This window comes from Microbacterium sp. NPDC078428 (genome assembly GCF_044542535.1).
GTDB classification, from domain to species: Bacteria; Actinomycetota; Actinomycetes; order Actinomycetales; family Microbacteriaceae; genus Microbacterium; species Microbacterium limosum.
Window position 1 is genome coordinate 1 of sequence record NZ_JBITUP010000003.1, and the last position, 14,857, is coordinate 14,857.

At 70.4% G+C, this 14,857-nt stretch carries 14 protein-coding genes; 9 read left to right on the plus strand and 5 right to left on the minus strand.

Features of this window, described 5'->3' with window-relative positions; translation table 11 throughout:
* Positions 1-174 precede the first annotated feature (174 nt).
* Positions 175-543: an FKBP-type peptidyl-prolyl cis-trans isomerase gene (locus tag ACIGCK_RS06350; protein WP_330169792.1), complete on the plus strand. Its 369-nt coding sequence runs from the start codon at positions 175-177 to the stop codon at positions 541-543.
* A 192-nt stretch (positions 544-735) separates the two neighbouring features.
* Entirely contained in the window at positions 736-1,293 is a 558-nt protein-coding gene (locus ACIGCK_RS06355) for a YceI family protein (protein WP_396664733.1), read from the plus strand.
* Positions 1,294-1,339: 46 nt separating this feature from the next.
* Here the strand turns inward: ACIGCK_RS06355 and ACIGCK_RS06360 are convergent, their stop codons facing one another.
* Both ACIGCK_RS06360 and ACIGCK_RS06365 read right to left on the minus strand, forming a co-directional pair.
* Positions 1,340-2,308 (minus strand): DMT family transporter, encoded by a 969-nt coding sequence (locus ACIGCK_RS06360; protein ID WP_396664735.1) that lies wholly within the window; start codon positions 2,306-2,308, stop codon positions 1,340-1,342.
* Positions 2,309-2,405: 97 nt separating this feature from the next.
* Complete coding sequence (locus ACIGCK_RS06365; RefSeq protein WP_396664737.1) at positions 2,406-3,716, minus strand: MFS transporter; 1,311 nt, start codon at positions 3,714-3,716, stop codon at positions 2,406-2,408.
* Between the two features lie 172 nt (positions 3,717-3,888).
* On the opposite strand from ACIGCK_RS06365, the gene rpsO reads away from it, so the two are divergent.
* Positions 3,889-4,158: a 30S ribosomal protein S15 gene (rpsO, locus tag ACIGCK_RS06370; protein ID WP_330169789.1), complete on the plus strand. Its 270-nt coding sequence runs from the start codon at positions 3,889-3,891 to the stop codon at positions 4,156-4,158.
* A 158-nt stretch (positions 4,159-4,316) separates the two neighbouring features.
* Here the strand turns inward: rpsO and ACIGCK_RS06375 are convergent, their stop codons facing one another.
* On the minus strand, positions 4,317-5,474 hold the full coding sequence (locus ACIGCK_RS06375) for an acyltransferase family protein (protein ID WP_396664739.1): 1,158 nt from the start codon (positions 5,472-5,474) through the stop codon (positions 4,317-4,319).
* Between the two features lie 174 nt (positions 5,475-5,648).
* On the opposite strand from ACIGCK_RS06375, the gene ACIGCK_RS06380 reads away from it, so the two are divergent.
* From ACIGCK_RS06380 to ACIGCK_RS06390, 3 genes are all read left to right on the plus strand, one after another.
* Entirely contained in the window at positions 5,649-6,863 is a 1,215-nt protein-coding gene (locus ACIGCK_RS06380) for an LLM class flavin-dependent oxidoreductase (protein WP_396665299.1), read from the plus strand.
* Position 6,864: 1 nt separating this feature from the next.
* A complete protein-coding gene (locus ACIGCK_RS06385; RefSeq protein ID WP_396664741.1) occupies positions 6,865-7,509 on the plus strand; it encodes an FMN reductase in 645 nt (214 codons plus the stop codon).
* Between the two features lie 150 nt (positions 7,510-7,659).
* On the plus strand, positions 7,660-9,660 hold the full coding sequence (locus tag ACIGCK_RS06390; protein WP_396664743.1) for a GDSL-type esterase/lipase family protein: 2,001 nt from the start codon (positions 7,660-7,662) through the stop codon (positions 9,658-9,660).
* A 15-nt stretch (positions 9,661-9,675) separates the two neighbouring features.
* Here ACIGCK_RS06390 and ACIGCK_RS06395 read toward each other — a convergent pair whose 3' ends face one another.
* On the minus strand, positions 9,676-9,846 hold the full coding sequence (locus ACIGCK_RS06395) for a hypothetical protein (RefSeq protein ID WP_396664745.1): 171 nt from the start codon (positions 9,844-9,846) through the stop codon (positions 9,676-9,678).
* Positions 9,847-10,146: 300 nt separating this feature from the next.
* On the opposite strand from ACIGCK_RS06395, the gene ACIGCK_RS06400 reads away from it, so the two are divergent.
* The 3 genes from ACIGCK_RS06400 to ACIGCK_RS06410 all read left to right on the plus strand — a co-directional run bounded on the left by ACIGCK_RS06400 (position 10,147) and on the right by ACIGCK_RS06410 (position 14,343).
* Positions 10,147-12,426, plus strand: coding sequence for a polyribonucleotide nucleotidyltransferase (locus ACIGCK_RS06400; RefSeq protein WP_396664747.1), 2,280 nt, complete (start codon positions 10,147-10,149; stop codon positions 12,424-12,426).
* Between the two features lie 208 nt (positions 12,427-12,634).
* Positions 12,635-13,666 carry an aldo/keto reductase gene (locus tag ACIGCK_RS06405; protein WP_396665300.1) on the plus strand — a complete coding sequence of 344 codons (1,032 nt, stop codon included), beginning with the start codon at positions 12,635-12,637 and terminating at the stop codon, positions 13,664-13,666.
* 74 nt (positions 13,667-13,740) lie between these two features.
* On the plus strand, positions 13,741-14,343 hold the full coding sequence (locus ACIGCK_RS06410; RefSeq protein WP_396664749.1) for a histidine phosphatase family protein: 603 nt from the start codon (positions 13,741-13,743) through the stop codon (positions 14,341-14,343).
* Here ACIGCK_RS06410 and ACIGCK_RS06415 read toward each other — a convergent pair.
* Positions 14,340-14,843 (minus strand): GNAT family N-acetyltransferase, encoded by a 504-nt coding sequence (locus ACIGCK_RS06415; protein WP_396664751.1) that lies wholly within the window; start codon positions 14,841-14,843, stop codon positions 14,340-14,342. The two genes, ACIGCK_RS06410 and ACIGCK_RS06415, sit on opposite strands and share 4 nt — an antisense overlap.
* Positions 14,844-14,857: the final 14 nt, after the last annotated feature.

The following is a 14,857-nucleotide window of genomic DNA, read 5'->3' on the forward strand; positions in this document are numbered from 1 at the left end:
TCAAACTCCGCCGCGCCAGCTAACCCGTTTCGCGGGCATTCTCAGATGAGGCACCGAACAACTTTCGCGGGCACCTTGACTTGAGGCACTCCGGGCCCCTCACGGCATCCCCTGCGGATCGCGCGGGCGGCCGCAAGCTTTGACCCGCGCCCTCGGCTCCGGTTGGATGGTCACATGACTGCAGACCGCACCAAGCCCGAAATCGACGCCCCCGAGGGGCCCGCCCCGGAAGAGCTCGTCATCCGCGACATCATCGTCGGGGACGGCGCCGAGGCCAACCCCGGCGACACCGTCACGGTGCACTATCTCGGTGTCGAGTACGACGCGGGCGAGGAGTTCGACTCGTCGTGGAACCGGGGCGAGAGCATCCAGTTCCCCCTGCGCGGTCTCATTCAGGGGTGGCAGGACGGCATTCCCGGTATGAAGGTCGGCGGCCGCCGCGAGCTGGTCATCCCGCCCCACCTCGCGTACGGTCCCGCGGGCGGTCACTTCCTGGGAGGGAAGACGCTGATCTTCGTTATCGATCTGCTCGCTGTCGGCTGAGCGCGGATCGCAGACAGCACTTCTTCGCGCCGCGGGGCGCCGGACCGCACGACGGCCGGCGCCCCCGGCGTTCGATCTCGTCGTCCACACGCCCGACACGCCGGATCGGTGTGCGGGGAATACATTCACCTGCATACTGGTTACGAACCTGCGTCGCCGTGAATGCGGCACCGAACTTCCCAAGGAGAGAACATGACGACCACCGCCCTCGACATTCCCGGTTACAAGGCCGGCACCTGGGTGCTCGACCCCTCGCACAGCGAGGTCACCTTCAGCGTCCGTCACATGATGATCTCGAAGGTGCGCGGCACCTTCGGCGTCAAGAGCGCCACGCTGATCGCTCCCGAGAACCCGCTCGAAGCCCAAGTGACCGCCTCCGTCGACGCCGCGTCGATCGACACGAAGGACGAGGGTCGCGACCAGCACCTGCGCTCCGGCGACTTCTTCGACGTCGAGACCTACCCGACCATCGACTTCCGCTCGACGGGTGTCCGCGTAGAGGGCGGCGACTTCCTGGTCGACGGCGAGCTCACGATCCGCGGCACCACCAAGCCCGTCACGTTCGAGTTCGAGTTCGGCGGCTTCGGCACCGACCCGTGGGGCAACTACAAGGCCGGTGCGACCGCCAAGACGGTCATCAACCGCGAGGACTTCGGCCTGACGTGGAACGCCGCGCTCGAGACCGGCGGCGTCCTCGTCGGCAAGGACGTCACCATCACGCTCGAGCTGCAGGGCTCGCTGCAGGCGTGACCTCTCACGAAGGGCCGGATGCCGAGGCATCCGGCCCTTCGTCGTGTCATGGGGCTGAGCGCGCACCGCGCCCGAACCGGAGCCGGTTCTGGGCGAGCAGGATCCCGAGGAAGACGACGAGGGCGCCGGCGGGCTCGTTCCATGAGAGGGGTTCGGCCAGCACGGCGATGCCGAGCGCGACGCCCACGACCGGGGTGAGGTAGGTCACGGTCGAGGCGCGCGTGGGGCCCCAGGCGCGAACGGCATTCTGGTTCCAGATGTATGCGACTCCCGTTCCGAGACACCCGAGCAGCAGGATGCTTGCGCCGATCCACGGATCGAGAGCGACGGGGCCGGCCGCGACGAGGGGCGTCAGCACCAGCATCACGAGGGCCGCGATGCCGATGTTGAGGAACGAGAACATCGGTGCGCTCATCCCGGAGTGGGCGACGAAGCGCCGCATGTACGCCAGGCTGAAGCCGTAGCACGCCGTGGCGCCGAGGATGGCGGCCTGCGCGAGGAGGCTCTCGTCGGGGCTCAGGCCCCGCCACGGCGCGACCAGCACCATGACGCCGAGGATCCCGACGATGATGCCCGCGATCTGGGCGCGAGTCGGTCGCTCCACCCGGAACAGCAGACTCGCCATGATCGCGGTCATGATGGGCGTCGTGGCGTTGTAGATGCTGGCAAGCCCCGACGTGACGTGCTGCTGCGCCCAGGAGAACAGCAGGAACGGCGCGACGCAGAACGACACCGCGAGCACCGCCATGTGAAGCCACACGCGCGGGACGCGGGGGAGCCGGTCCCGCCGCAGGGCGACGAAGATGCCGAGCGTGAGCGCCCCGAGGACGAGCCGCGACCACACGACCTGCCCGGGGGAGATCCCCTCGAGCGCGACCTTCATGAAGAGGAAGCTCGAGCCCCAGACGAGTCCCGTGAGAGCGAACTGGAGCCCGACCCAGGCGGTCGGGCCCGCGCCGGGGGAGGGGGCGGCGCTTCGCCGGGCGGTCTCGGCGGGCGGTGGGGTGCGTGTCACCCGGTGACTCTAGCGGCGGCCCGGACGCGCATACGCCTCGGCGGATACGGTGTCCGGAATCCGCCGATTGACGGCGCTTCGCGGTCGCTCCGACCGTTCACGGCCGGGGGTCGCGCGCGTCGTAGGAGCGGAACCGCGGACTGCGCCGCACGAGGGCGGCCACGAGGACGAGGATGATCACGCCGCCGATGAGGGGCGGGAACCAGAGGGTCGTGACGGTGGCCAGGACGCCGGCGTACAGGGCGCCCACTCGTGGGCCGCCCGCGACGACGACCATGAACACGCCCTGGAGCCGGCCGCGGATCGCGTCGGGGACGGCAGACTGCATCATCGTCTGGCGGTAGATCGCGCTGACGTTGTCGGCCGCGCCCGTGACCGCCAGCAGCAGCATCGCGACCGCGATGAGGGGCAGGTTCGGAACGTCCTCGCCCACCCCTTCGGGAGCGAGCACTCCGAAGGATGCCGCGAGCAGCACCGCACCGAACGCGGCGGTCGCCGCGCCGAAGACGAGAATGGAGCGCTCGATGCCGAGCCCGTGGCGATGCACCCGTCCGATCGGCCCCGAGAACAGGCTCGAGAGGAAGGCCCCCGCGGCGATCGACGCGGTGAGCACGCCCGTCGTGATGGCCCCGCCCCCGAGCAGCACCGCCCCGACGGCGGGGAAGAGCGCGAGCGGGTGCCCGAAGGTCATCGCGATCACGTCGAGCAGGTACTGGAGGCGGATGTTGGGCGCGCGCCGCAGGAACGCCCACCCGTCCGCGAGGGAGCGCAGCCCCGGCCGGACGGTCGCGCCCTCGGGGCGGATGCGGGGAAGCGTACCCAGCCCGAGGAAGAGGGCCAGCATCAGGACGACGTCGACGGTGTAGGTCCAGGGATATCCCACGAGGGCGACCAGCACGCCGGCGAGAGCCGGACCCGCCATCACCATGATGCCGACGGTGATCCCGTTGAGTGCGGCCGCCGCGGGGAGCAGCTCCCGAGCGACGAGACGCGGCGTGATCGCCGACTTCGTCGCCGACACGATCGAGTTGGCGGAGGAATTGACGATCGACAGCACGAACAGTGACGCGACGCTCTCGGTCCCGCTCCACGCGAGCGCCGCGAGCAGGGCGGTCGACGCCCACGTCACGGTCGCGGCGACGAGCGCGACCGAGCGGCGGTCGAAGTAGTCGGCGAGCATGCCGCCGTAGAGTCCTGCGATCACCATGGGGGCGAGGCCCGCCACGGCGATCATCGACACGGCCAGCGTCGAGCCCGTCAGATCGAACACGTGGAGCATGACGGCGACAATGGTCAGCTGGCCGCCGAGCCCGGCGAGCGTGGCTCCGAACCACAGGCGCGCGAAGGCGGGACTGCTCGTCAGGGGCCGCAGATCGATGAAGTGGTCACGGCGCAGCCGCGCCCTCACCCACCCGCCCCGATACGCACCCGTCGAGGCTAGCGGATGCCGCCGGCCCCGGTCGCCGGAGCTGCCGGGCGCTGGTAGACTTACTTGGTTGCCGTTCGATCGGCCGCGGATAAAGAGAGCTCACGCATCAGGCGTCGGGCGCCGCGCAGTGAAGAGGAAGGGGATCGAATCTATGGCACTCGAAGCAGAAGTCAAGAAGGCGATCATCGAAGAGTACGCGACGCACCCCGGTGACACCGGATCCCCCGAGGTGCAGGTCGCAATGCTGTCGCAGCGCATCAAGGACCTCACCGAGCACCTCAAGGAGCACAAGCACGACCACCACTCGCGTCGTGGGCTGTTCCTGCTCGTCGGTCAGCGCCGTCGGCTGCTCGGCTACCTCCAGGACATCGACATCAGCCGTTACCGCTCGCTCATCGAGCGTCTCGGTCTGCGCCGATAATCCGGGGGTCGCCACCGCTACCAGCGTTCAATCGCGCAAAACGTTCTTGAAGGGCCGTCCCAGGTGTGGGGCGGCCCTTCCGCGTTGCGCCGCGCTGCCCCCCCATGAGAGCGGCGCGAGCCGGGCGGACCGACCGCCGACGCAGCCGCCCGGGCTCCTCAGGATCCCGAGCGGGGGCGCTGTGAACCCGTGGGGTCGGATCGACGCCCCTCCCGACCGGAGAGCTCGGGATCGGAGAACAGCCACCGCGGACGCGGTTCGACGAGGGGCCGGAAGATGCGCCGCACGGGCCTCGTGGCCAGTCCCAGCGCCACGCCCACTGCGAGCACGATGACGAGGGGCAGCCAGAGCCAGGTGGGGTCGAGCCCGCGCAACACGCCCGATTCGCGGAACGGGTAGAGCACGAACGAGTGCAGCAGGTACACGTACATCGTGTACTGGCCGAAGTGCGTCCACCAGGTGTGCCGCAGCGGCACGAGTGCGAAGAACGCGGCGCTGAGGACGAGGGCGATCGCCATGAGGGCCAGACGCACGCCTCCCGCCCACCACTGGTCGCCGCCCAGGTCCGGGTAGGAGTCGTCGTAGAACAGCCACGTGCGGAGGTTCATCCGCTCCCACACGTCCACGTAGGCCCAGGCCGCCCAGCCCGTCACGCCCAACGCGGCGAGGGCCGCCACCGGCACCCACCAGGGGCGGCGCTCCAGCAGCCGGAAGCGCGCCACGACATCCTTCTCGCTCAGCCACCAGCCGAGCGTGAAGAACGGCAGCAGGCCGAGGGTTCGGGAGAGGGAGAACGTGGAGTCGATGTTCGGCAGGTACCCGGCGCCGATCGAGATCGCCACGGTCCACAGCAACGGCCACCGCAGCAGGGCGAGGTACGGCAGCACGAGCCGGAAGATCCCGAGCGCGAGGAGGAACCACAGCGTCCACGACGGTTGGGTGAGGTTTGGCGAGCCGTCTCCCTCGACGAGCCATTTCGTGAGGGTCCAGAGCCCCTCGAAGATGACGTAGGGGAGCAGGATGTCGGTGATCACGCGCCCCATCTGCCGTCTGGTCGGGGCACCCGACTTGGAGAAGTACCCCGCGATGATCGCGAACGCGGGCATGTGGAACGCGTAGACGCTGAGGTAGACGGCGAGCGCGATGTCGGAGTCGTACGTGAGGCGCTGGATGGCGTGGCCCAGCACGACGAGCACGATGCACGCGAAGCGGGCGTTGTCCCAGAAGGGCACGCGGCGGTCCGGGCGCGGGAACGACCCGGTCGCGGCTGCGTCCGCGGGTGTGACCGGGTCGTCGGCGGGCGGGGATGCGCTCATGGCGAGGCCACACTATCGCCCGCCGCGTCGCCGGGGTCCGGGCTTGCGCCGCGGGGAATAACCTGGGCGCACACGCGTTCCATCAGGTACATTCACTTGCATAGACAAGCCTCGGCGGCGATCCCGACGCGGGCGGAGACGGAGCAGATCGTGAACGACACCACGCCACGGGCCGTGCAGTTCGGCATCTTCTCGGTGAGCGACATCACCGAGGACCCGACGACGGGTCAGACCCCGAGCGAGGCCGAGAAGATCCGCAACGCGGTGACGATCGCCAAGCACGCCGAGGAGGTGGGGCTGGATGTCTTCGCCCTCGGCGAGCACCACAACCCGCCGTTCTGGTCGTCCTCGCCCACCACGACGCTGGCGTACATCGCCGCGCAGACCGAGCGCCTCATCCTCTCGACGGCGACGACCCTCATCACGACGAACGACCCGGTGAAGATCGCCGAGGACTACGCGATGCTGCAGCACCTCTCGGGCGGACGCGTCGACCTCACGCTCGGGCGGGGCAACACCGGTCCCGTCTATCCGTGGTTCGGGCAGGACATCCGCCAGGGGCTCCCTCTCGCGATCGAGAACTACGCGCTGCTGCACAAGCTGTGGCGGGAGGACGTCGTCGACTGGGAGGGCAAGTTCCGCACGCCCCTCCAGGGCTTCACGTCGACCCCGCGACCCCTCGACGGCGTCGCGCCCTTCGTCTGGCACGGCTCGATCCGCACACCCGAAATCGCCGAGCAGGCGGCCTACTACGGGGACGGCTTCTTCGCCAACAACATCTTCTGGCCCAAGGAGCACTACCAGCGGCTCATCACCCTCTACCGGCAGCGCTTCGCGCACTACGGGCACGGCACTCCCGAGCAGGCGATCGTGGGGCTCGGCGGCCAAGTCTTCATGGCCGCCAAGTCGCAGGATGCCGTGGCCCGGTTCCGGCCGTACTTCGACAACGCTCCGGTCTACGGACACGGCCCCGCCCTCGAGGACTTCGCCGAGATGACGCCCCTGACGGTGGGCTCGCCCCAGCAGGTCATCGACCGGTACGCGGCGATGCGCGACACGTTCGGCGACTACCAGCGCCAGCTCTTCCTCATCGATCACGCCGGTCTCCCGCTGAAGACGGTGCTCGAGCAGCTCGACATCCTCGGCGGCGAGGTCGTCCCCGTGCTGCGGCGCGAGCTTGCCAAGGATCGGCCCGCCGAGGTCCCCGACGGACCCACGCACGCCGCTCGGGTGCGCGCGGTCTACGGCGAGGGCCCCACGCGCGAGGCACGCCCGCGGGCCAACCGCGGTGACAACCTCTCCGGCCCGTCGCCCTACCAGGACCAGCCCGCGGCGCCCGTGCTGGCGGGATCGGCGTTCGGTGCCGCCGCGACGCGGAAGGGAGCCTGAGATGGGCGCCCGACGCATCGCGGTCGTCTCCGCCGGCCTGTCCAACCCCTCGACCACCCGACTGCTCGCCGATCGGATGACGCAGGCGGTGCTCACCGAGCTCGCAGCGCGCGACGTCGAGGCATCCGTCGACGTGTTCGAGCTCCGCGACCATGCGCACGACATCACCAACAACCTGCTGACGGGCTTCGCGCCCCCCGCGCTCGAGTCGGCGATCAACGCCGTCGTGTCCTCCGACGCGATCATCGCGGTGACGCCGATCTTCTCGACCAGCTACTCGGGGCTCTTCAAGTCGTTCATCGACGTGCTGGACCCGGACGCGCTGAAGGGGACGCCGGTGCTGATCGGGGCGAACGCGGGCACGGCGCGCCACTCGCTGGCGATCGACTACGCCATCCGCCCCCTGTTCACCTATCTGCACGCCGACCCCGTGCCGACCGGGGTCTTCGCGGCGTCCGCGGACTGGGGGGCGTCGGCCGATGGGGTGGCACCGCTCGGCGATCGGATCGCCCGCGGCGCCCGTGAGCTCGCCGACGCGATCGTCCGGCGCGATCCCGCGGGAGGGACCGACACGTTCGACCCGGCGACCTACCTCGGCGAGGGGCGGTCGTTCGGTCACCTTCTGGGCGGCCTCTCGGGGGAGTAGGACGCGCCGGCCTCCGCTCCAGGGGGCGCACCGCAGAGCCGACACCGCGCGGCAGACGGCCGGTGACGCGCGAGGGTGCGTTCGGTGAACTCTTGCCGCCCGAGCGCGGATCACGCGCGCGAGCCCGGGCGAAGGGGGCACCGTGGACGTGTGAAAGTCGCGCTGCTGGCAGAGTCCTTCCTCCCTCACATGAACGGGGTGACGGGTTCGGTCCTCCACGTCCTCCGATACCTGCGGGCCGCCGGCCACGAGACGCTCGTGATCGCGCCGCGGGCGGGTGAGATCGAGGCCGACCTGCACGGCGCCCGCCCGGCGCTCCTGCGGTCGGTGCCCCTGCCGGCGTACCCCGAGGTGCGGATCGTCTTCGCCCGCACCGCGACGCTCACGCGGATCCTTCGAGAGTTCAGACCCGACGTCATCCATCTGGCTTCGCCTTTCGTGCTCGGATGGCAGGGCGTTCAGGCCGCCGACGCGCTCAGTGTCCCCTCGGTCGCCGTGTACCAGACCGACGTCACCGCATACGCGCACAAGTACGGCGTCGCCGGGGCCGCCCCGCTCGTCGCGGGGCACATCGCGCGCCTGCATCGTCGGGCGACCCTCACCCTGGCGCCCTCGACCGCCGCGCGCGCCCAGCTGGAGGGGATAGCTGTCGACCGCATCCGCACGTGGGCACGGGGTGTGGATGCCGCGCGGTTCGCGCCGTCACGCCGCGACGAGGCGTGGCGGCGCCTCGTGGGCGCCGGGCGGATCCTCGTGGGGTACGCCGGCCGTCTGGCGGCGGAGAAGCAGATCGAGGATCTCGCGGCGCTCGCCGATATCCCCGGTGTCAAGCTCGTCGTCGTGGGGGAGGGGCCCGCACGGGCTCGTCTCGAGGCGCTGCTCCCCGATGCGCACTTCACGGGGTTCCTCGGGGGGGACGCGCTGGCGGAGGCCGTGGCATCCCTCGACGTCTTCGTCCACCCCGGCGAGCACGAGACGTTCTGCCAGGGCGTGCAGGAAGCGCTCGCGAGCGGCGTGCCGGTCGTCGCCACGGGCCGCGGCGGACCGCTCGATCTCGTGCGGAGCAGCATCGATGGCTGGCTCTACCGCCCGGGCGACCTCGGGGACCTCCGTCTGCGCGTGAGCGACCTGGTCGGCGATCAGGCGAAGCGAGCCGCCTTCGGTCTCGCCGCGCGCGAGGGCGTGCGGAACCGGACGTGGGAGGCGCTGGGAGCCCAGCTCGTCGGCCACTACGAGGAGGCGATCCGGCTGCGCCCGCTCGACGATGCGCGACCGGCCGGGTCGGGCGAGCGACCGTCTGCGCCCGGGAACGCCGCATCCGCCGCGCCCGCGCTGCGCAGCTTCGTCGCGCTCGGCGACTCCCTCACCGAGGGTCTGTGCGATTCGTCACGCATGCCGGCCGGGCAGTACCGCGGCTGGGCCGACCGCCTCGCGCAGCTTCTGGCGCAGACGGGCGGAGGCGATGCGCCGTTCGCCTACGCGAACCTCGCGGTGCGCAGTCGGCGGGTGCGCGACCTCGTCGCGGATCAGCTGCCGCGGGCGACCGAGCTGCGCCCCGACCTCGTCTCCGTCTTCATCGGAGCGAACGATCTCGTGGCGCCCTGGTCGGACCCCGTGGCCCTGGCGCGCCGGGTCGCCGACGCCGTGTCGGCTCTGCAGGACGCGGGCAGCCGGGTGCTCCTGGTCACGCCCGTCCTGCCGAGGCGCCGGGCGTCGGCGCTCTTCGCCCGGCGGTTCGCGCTCTACGCCTCGGAGCTGCGCCGCGTCGCTCGCGAGACCGGCGCGCTGCTGCTGGATGCCGAGGCCCTCCCCGAGCTCGCGGACCCCGTGATGTGGGCTCACGACCGCGTGCACCTCTCGGCGCGGGGGCATCGTCTGCTCTCCTACCGCGCTGCCGCCGTCCTGGGTGTGCCCGACGCGGCGGCGCTGGGGGGTCTCGACGACGCGCTGCACCTGGCCGAGGACGAGCCCCCTGCAGGGCCGTGGCTGCGGGTTCACGCGCTGCCGTGGTTGTGGCGGCGGGTGCGCGGTCGCACGGCGGGGGACGGGCTCGGTCCCAAGCACGAGGCGCTCGTGGTGCTTCCGGGGCGCGGCGGATCCGACTCAAGGAGCCTGCGCCGCCCCGACACGCGGGCGACCGACTCCGCCTGAGCCATCCGGCCCGGTCTACTCGATGCCCTGCTCGAACTCCTCGAGCTCGAAGTCCACGCCCTCGCGATACTCGATCTCCTCCTCGGGGTCCATCGTCGGGGGAGGGGTCTCGAACTCCGTCTCGTCGTCGACGGCGACCTCGCGCTCGTCGTCGGGCACCGGCTCGGAACTGCGCTGTTCGTCCATGCGGCCCAGCCTACGCACGTGGCACGCGGGGCGCTGGTAGGCTGATCGGGTCTGTCCGAGCAGAATTCGGACGGCGACAACCGAATACGCCGGGGTCTCCCGGCACACTGGAGCAGGCTGGCAGGAAGCTGGTCCCCTGTGGTGGTCTCCTCGTCGCGTCGCGCGCCGAGTGGATTTTCACTGGTGGCCAGCGCAGGCGAACCGCATTCGCGCCGCGCCCATAACTGCCTGTTCCTGCTCCTTCGTGCGACCTCGCGCGCCACCAGGGCGTGCGAGTCTAAACAAAGAAGGAGTGACCTCTTGGAAGGTCCTGAAATCACATCCGCCGAGGCCGTTCTCGACAACGGCCGCTTCGGAACCCGTACCATCCGCTTCGAGACGGGCCGTCTCGCGCAGCAGGCGCAGGGCGCCGTCGCCGCATACCTCGACAACGAGACGATGCTGCTCTCGGCCACCAGCGCCGGCAAGCACCCCCGCGAGGGCTTCGACTTCTTCCCGCTGACCGTCGACGTCGAAGAGCGCTCGTACGCCGCGGGCAAGATCCCGGGCTCGTTCTTCCGCCGCGAGGGCCGCCCCTCGACCGAGGCGATCCTCGTCTGCCGGCTCATCGACCGGCCCCTGCGCCCGTCGTTCGTCGACGGACTCCGCAACGAGGTCCAGATCGTCGTGACGGTGCTCTCCATCGCTCCCGGCGAGTTCTACGACGCGCTCGCGATCAACGCGGCCTCGGCGTCCACCCAGATCTCGGGCCTGCCCTTCTCCGGCCCGATCGCCGGTGTCCGCCTCGCGCTCATCCCGGGTCACGGGGAGCACGCCGACCAGTGGGTCGCGTTCCCCACCGCTGCGCAGCTCGAGGACGCCGTCTTCGACCTGATCGTGGCCGGCCGCGTGCTGCCCGACGGCGAAGTGGCCATCATGATGGTCGAGGCCGAGGCCACCGAGCACAGCTGGAACCTCATCAAGGGCGGCGCCACCAAGCCGAGCGAGGACGTCGTGGCGGCGGGCCTCGAAGCATCCAAGCCGTTCATCAAGCAGCTCGTCGAGGCGCAGCAGGTCATCGCCGACGGCGCCGCGAAGGAGATCCGCGACTACCCGGTCTTCCTGCCCTACAGCCAGGAGACCTACGACTTCGTCGCCGGCCGCGCGTACGACGAGCTGGTGGGCGTCTACCAGATCGCCGACAAGCAGCAGCGACAGGATGCCGACGACGCCGTCAAGGAGCGCGTCAAGGGTGAACTCCTCGCGGCCGTCGAATCCGGCGAGCTGCCGGCCGTCGCGAACCTGGAGTTCTCCGCCGCGTACAAGTCGGTCACCAAGAAGATCGTCCGCGGGCGCATCCTCGCCGAGGGCGTGCGCATCGACGGCCGTGGTCTCGCCGACATCCGCGCGCTCGAGGCCGAGGTCGAGGTCATCCCGCGCGTGCACGGTTCGGCGATCTTCCAGCGCGGTGAGACCCAGATCCTGGGCGTCACCACGCTGAACATGCTCAAGATGGAGCAGCAGATCGACTCGCTCTCGCCCACGACGAGCAAGCGGTACATGCACCACTACAACTTCCCGCCCTACTCGACCGGTGAGACCGGCCGGGTCGGCAGCCCCAAGCGTCGCGAGATCGGGCACGGCTTCCTCGCCGAGCGCGCCCTGGTCCCGGTGCTTCCGGGCCGCGAGGAGTTCCCGTACGCGATCCGTCAGGTCTCCGAGGCGCTGTCCTCGAACGGCTCCACCTCGATGGGCTCGGTGTGCGCCTCGACGCTCTCCCTGCTCAACGCGGGCGTGCCGCTGAAGGCGCCCGTCGCGGGCATCGCGATGGGTCTCGTCTCCGACGAGGTCGACGGCCAGACGCGCTACGCCGCGCTGACCGACATCCTCGGCGCCGAGGACGCCCTGGGCGACATGGACTTCAAGGTCGCCGGCACGAGCGAGTTCGTCACGGCTATCCAGCTCGACACGAAGCTCGACGGCATCCCGTCGTCGGTGCTCGCCGGCGCGCTGCAGCAGGCGAAGGACGCGCGTCTGCAGATCCTCGACCTGATCAACGCGACGATCGACGCGCCCGACGAGATGGCCCCCACGGCGCCTCGCGTCATCAGCGTGCAGATCCCGGTCGACAAGATCGGCGAGCTCATCGGCCCCAAGGGCAAGACGATCAACGCCATCCAGGACGAGACCGGCGCGCAGATCTCGATCGAGGAGGACGGCACGGTCTACATCGGCGCCGTCGACGGTCCCTCCGCCGAGGCCGCCCGTGCGCAGGTCAACGCGATCGCCAACCCGACCAACCCCGAGGTGGGAGACCAGTTCCTCGGCACGGTCGTGAAGATCGCGACCTTCGGCGCGTTCGTCTCTCTGCTTCCCGGCAAGGACGGCCTGCTGCACATCAGCGAGGTGCGCAAGCTCGCCGGCGGCAAGCGGGTCGAGAACGTCGAGGACGTCGTCTCCGTCGGCCAGAAGCTGCTCGTCCGCATCACCAAGGTGGACGACCGCGGCAAGCTGTCGCTCGAGCCCGTCCTCGAGGAGGCCGCCGACCAGGAGGGGCGCGACGCCGCGAGCGAGGGCCCGGAGGCGCCCGCCGAAGGCTGATAGAGCGTAGACCGGATGCCCCGGTGTCCCGCCCCGGCGGGATACCGGGGCATCTGTCACGTTCGTGATCAAAGCGTTATATGCAATTCCCGGCGCGGCGACCCGATCGGCCGTCGTGCCGCGGTGGCTGGCCTACCCTCGGAGGTAGGCGCCGGGGGGCGTGCAAGAGAACAGATCGCGTCGATTCGACGTCGCGAGGGGGTGGATGATGGGCGTATCCGGCGTCGATTCGGCGGTGGCTTCGACGGATGCCGCGGGGCTGCGATCAGCGCCCGCGCACCCGTCCGCGCCGATCCCCGTGCAGGGGCCCGCCGTCGGAGACGCGGTGCGCACGCGACTCGGCGAGACCGGCCTGTCGGTCTTCCCCTTGATCCTGGGCGGCGCGGAGTTCGGCTGGAACGTCGACATCACCGCGAGCCACCGCATCATCGACCGCTACGTGGAGCTCGGCGGCAACGCCCTGCATACGGCCGACTCGTTCGCCGGCGGGCGCAGCGAACACATCATCGGCCAGTGGATGAACTCGCGCGGGCTGCGCGACGACATCGCCGTCATGGTGCGGGTGGGGGGTCATCCCGACAACCCGGGCCTCGGCCCGGTCAACCTCGTGCGCGCGGTCGAGGCGTCGCTGACGCGCCTCGCGACCGACCGTATCGATGTGCTCTACCTCGACGGCAGCGATGCGTCGGTCCCGCTCGAGGAGACGCTGGCGACGGCCGAGTGGCTGATCGGCTCGGGCAAGGTCCTCCACCTGGCCGCGGCGGATTTCACCCCCGAGCGCCTCGTGGAGGCCCGCATCCTGGCATCCGCGGGATACCCGCGCATCACGGTGCTCGACGCGCACTACAACGTCGTCAACCGCACGCCCTTCGAGGGCGACCTCCGGCTCGTCGCGGGCGCCCAGGGCATCGCCGTCACGCCGTCGCACCCGCTCGCCCACGGCTTCCTCTCCGGCCGTCACCGCAGCCGCGACCGCGTCGGGATGTCCGCGCGCGGTGTGCAGCTGGCGGCCTATCTCAACCGTCGCGGCCAACGGGTGCTGAAGGCGCTCGACCATGTGGCGCTGGAGCTCGACGTGCCCGATGCCGCGGTGGCCGTCGCGTGGCTGATCGCGCAGCGCACCGTCGCCGCGCCGATCGTCAACGCCTACGCGCCCGAGCACGTCGAAGAGCTCGTCCAGGGCGTGGGCGTTCATCTCGGCCGTGCCCAGCTCGCAGAACTCTCACGCGCCGCGCAGTGACCCTCGCCTCGTCGCCGGGATGACATAGGCTGGGTGAGGCGGACGTCGGGGCCCGCCGGATAGGGACGATTCGCGTGACGCACTACATCTACCTCGTCCGACACGGTGAGCATCAGGACGCCGAACACGGACTCGTGGATGGTCCGCTCTCTCCTCGGGGTCAGCGTCAAGCGTCCCTCATCGCCGATCGTCTATCGGGCGTCCCGCTGGGCGCCGTCTGGCATTCGCCCCTCGTACGCGCGGCCGAGACGGCGAAGATCGTGTCCGAGCGGATGCCGTCGGTCGAGCCGCAGGCGTCCGCGTTGCTGTTCGACTGTGTTCCGTCAGGACCCACGCCCGATGTCCCCTCCGCGTTCGAACCGTTCTTCGGCGCGGTCACCGAGGCGGAGATCGATGCGGGGCGGGCGCAGATGTCGGATGCCACGGCGGAGTTCCTGCGTCGCCGCACCGGCGACGTGCACGAGCTGATCATCACGCACAACTTCGTCATCGCATGGTTCGTGCGCGAGGTGCTCGGCGCGCCCGAGTGGCGCTGGATGACGCTCAACCAAGCGCACTGCGGTCTGACCGTCATCGCGCAGAAGCAGGGCCGGCCGTGGTCCCTCGTGACGCACAACGACCTGGCTCACCTGCCGTTCGAGCTGCGTACGGGCCTGCCCGAGACCCCGCCCGTCTAGCCCGCCGCGTCGGAGCGTCGGAGCGCCTTCGCGTACCAGCGGGTCGCGTTGGAGTTGTCGTTGTAGGGCGCTACAGGGACGAACCCCGAGCGCGCGTAGAGCGATCCCGCGGCCTCGAGCGTGTGGTGCGTGTCGAGCACGAGCTCGGCGGCGCCCCACCCCCGCGCCCGCTCTTCGAGGGCGTCGAGCAGCACCCGTCCCCACCCGCGGCCTCGTCCGAGGGGACGCACGTACAGGTGCTTGACCTCGTATCGAACACCGAGGGGTCCGTCCGGGATGCGGCGGATGCCGCCGCATCCCACCGGCCCGTCGGCGCCGTCCTCGTGCGCATCCGGGTCGGCGATGAGGAAGACACCGCCTGGCGGGACGAACGCTGCGGGATCCGGGAACACGGTCCGGTACGCGCGCCCGGGGAAGATGTCGGCCCGCTCGCCGAAGTACTCGGTGAGGAGGGTACGAGCGTCGGGGGCGTCGGTCGAGGACTCGCGAAGCAGAACCACGCGTCGAGTGTAGG

What these genes read in the sequence shown, in the direction of transcription:
- rpsO (WP_330169789.1), top strand. Translation starts at nt 3,889, where the DNA reads ATGGCACTCGAAGCAGAAGTCAAGAAGGCGATCATCGAAGAGTACGCG.
- ACIGCK_RS06405 (WP_396665300.1), top strand. Translation starts at nt 12,635, where the DNA reads ATGGGCGTATCCGGCGTCGATTCGGCGGTGGCTTCGACGGATGCCGCG.
- ACIGCK_RS06385 (WP_396664741.1), top strand. Translation starts at nt 6,865, where the DNA reads ATGGGCGCCCGACGCATCGCGGTCGTCTCCGCCGGCCTGTCCAACCCC.
- ACIGCK_RS06355 (WP_396664733.1), top strand. Translation starts at nt 736, where the DNA reads ATGACGACCACCGCCCTCGACATTCCCGGTTACAAGGCCGGCACCTGG.
- ACIGCK_RS06350 (WP_330169792.1), top strand. Translation starts at nt 175, where the DNA reads ATGACTGCAGACCGCACCAAGCCCGAAATCGACGCCCCCGAGGGGCCC.
- ACIGCK_RS06375 (WP_396664739.1), bottom strand. Translation starts at nt 5,474, where the DNA reads ATGAGCGCATCCCCGCCCGCCGACGACCCGGTCACACCCGCGGACGCA.
- ACIGCK_RS06395 (WP_396664745.1), bottom strand. Translation starts at nt 9,846, where the DNA reads ATGGACGAACAGCGCAGTTCCGAGCCGGTGCCCGACGACGAGCGCGAG.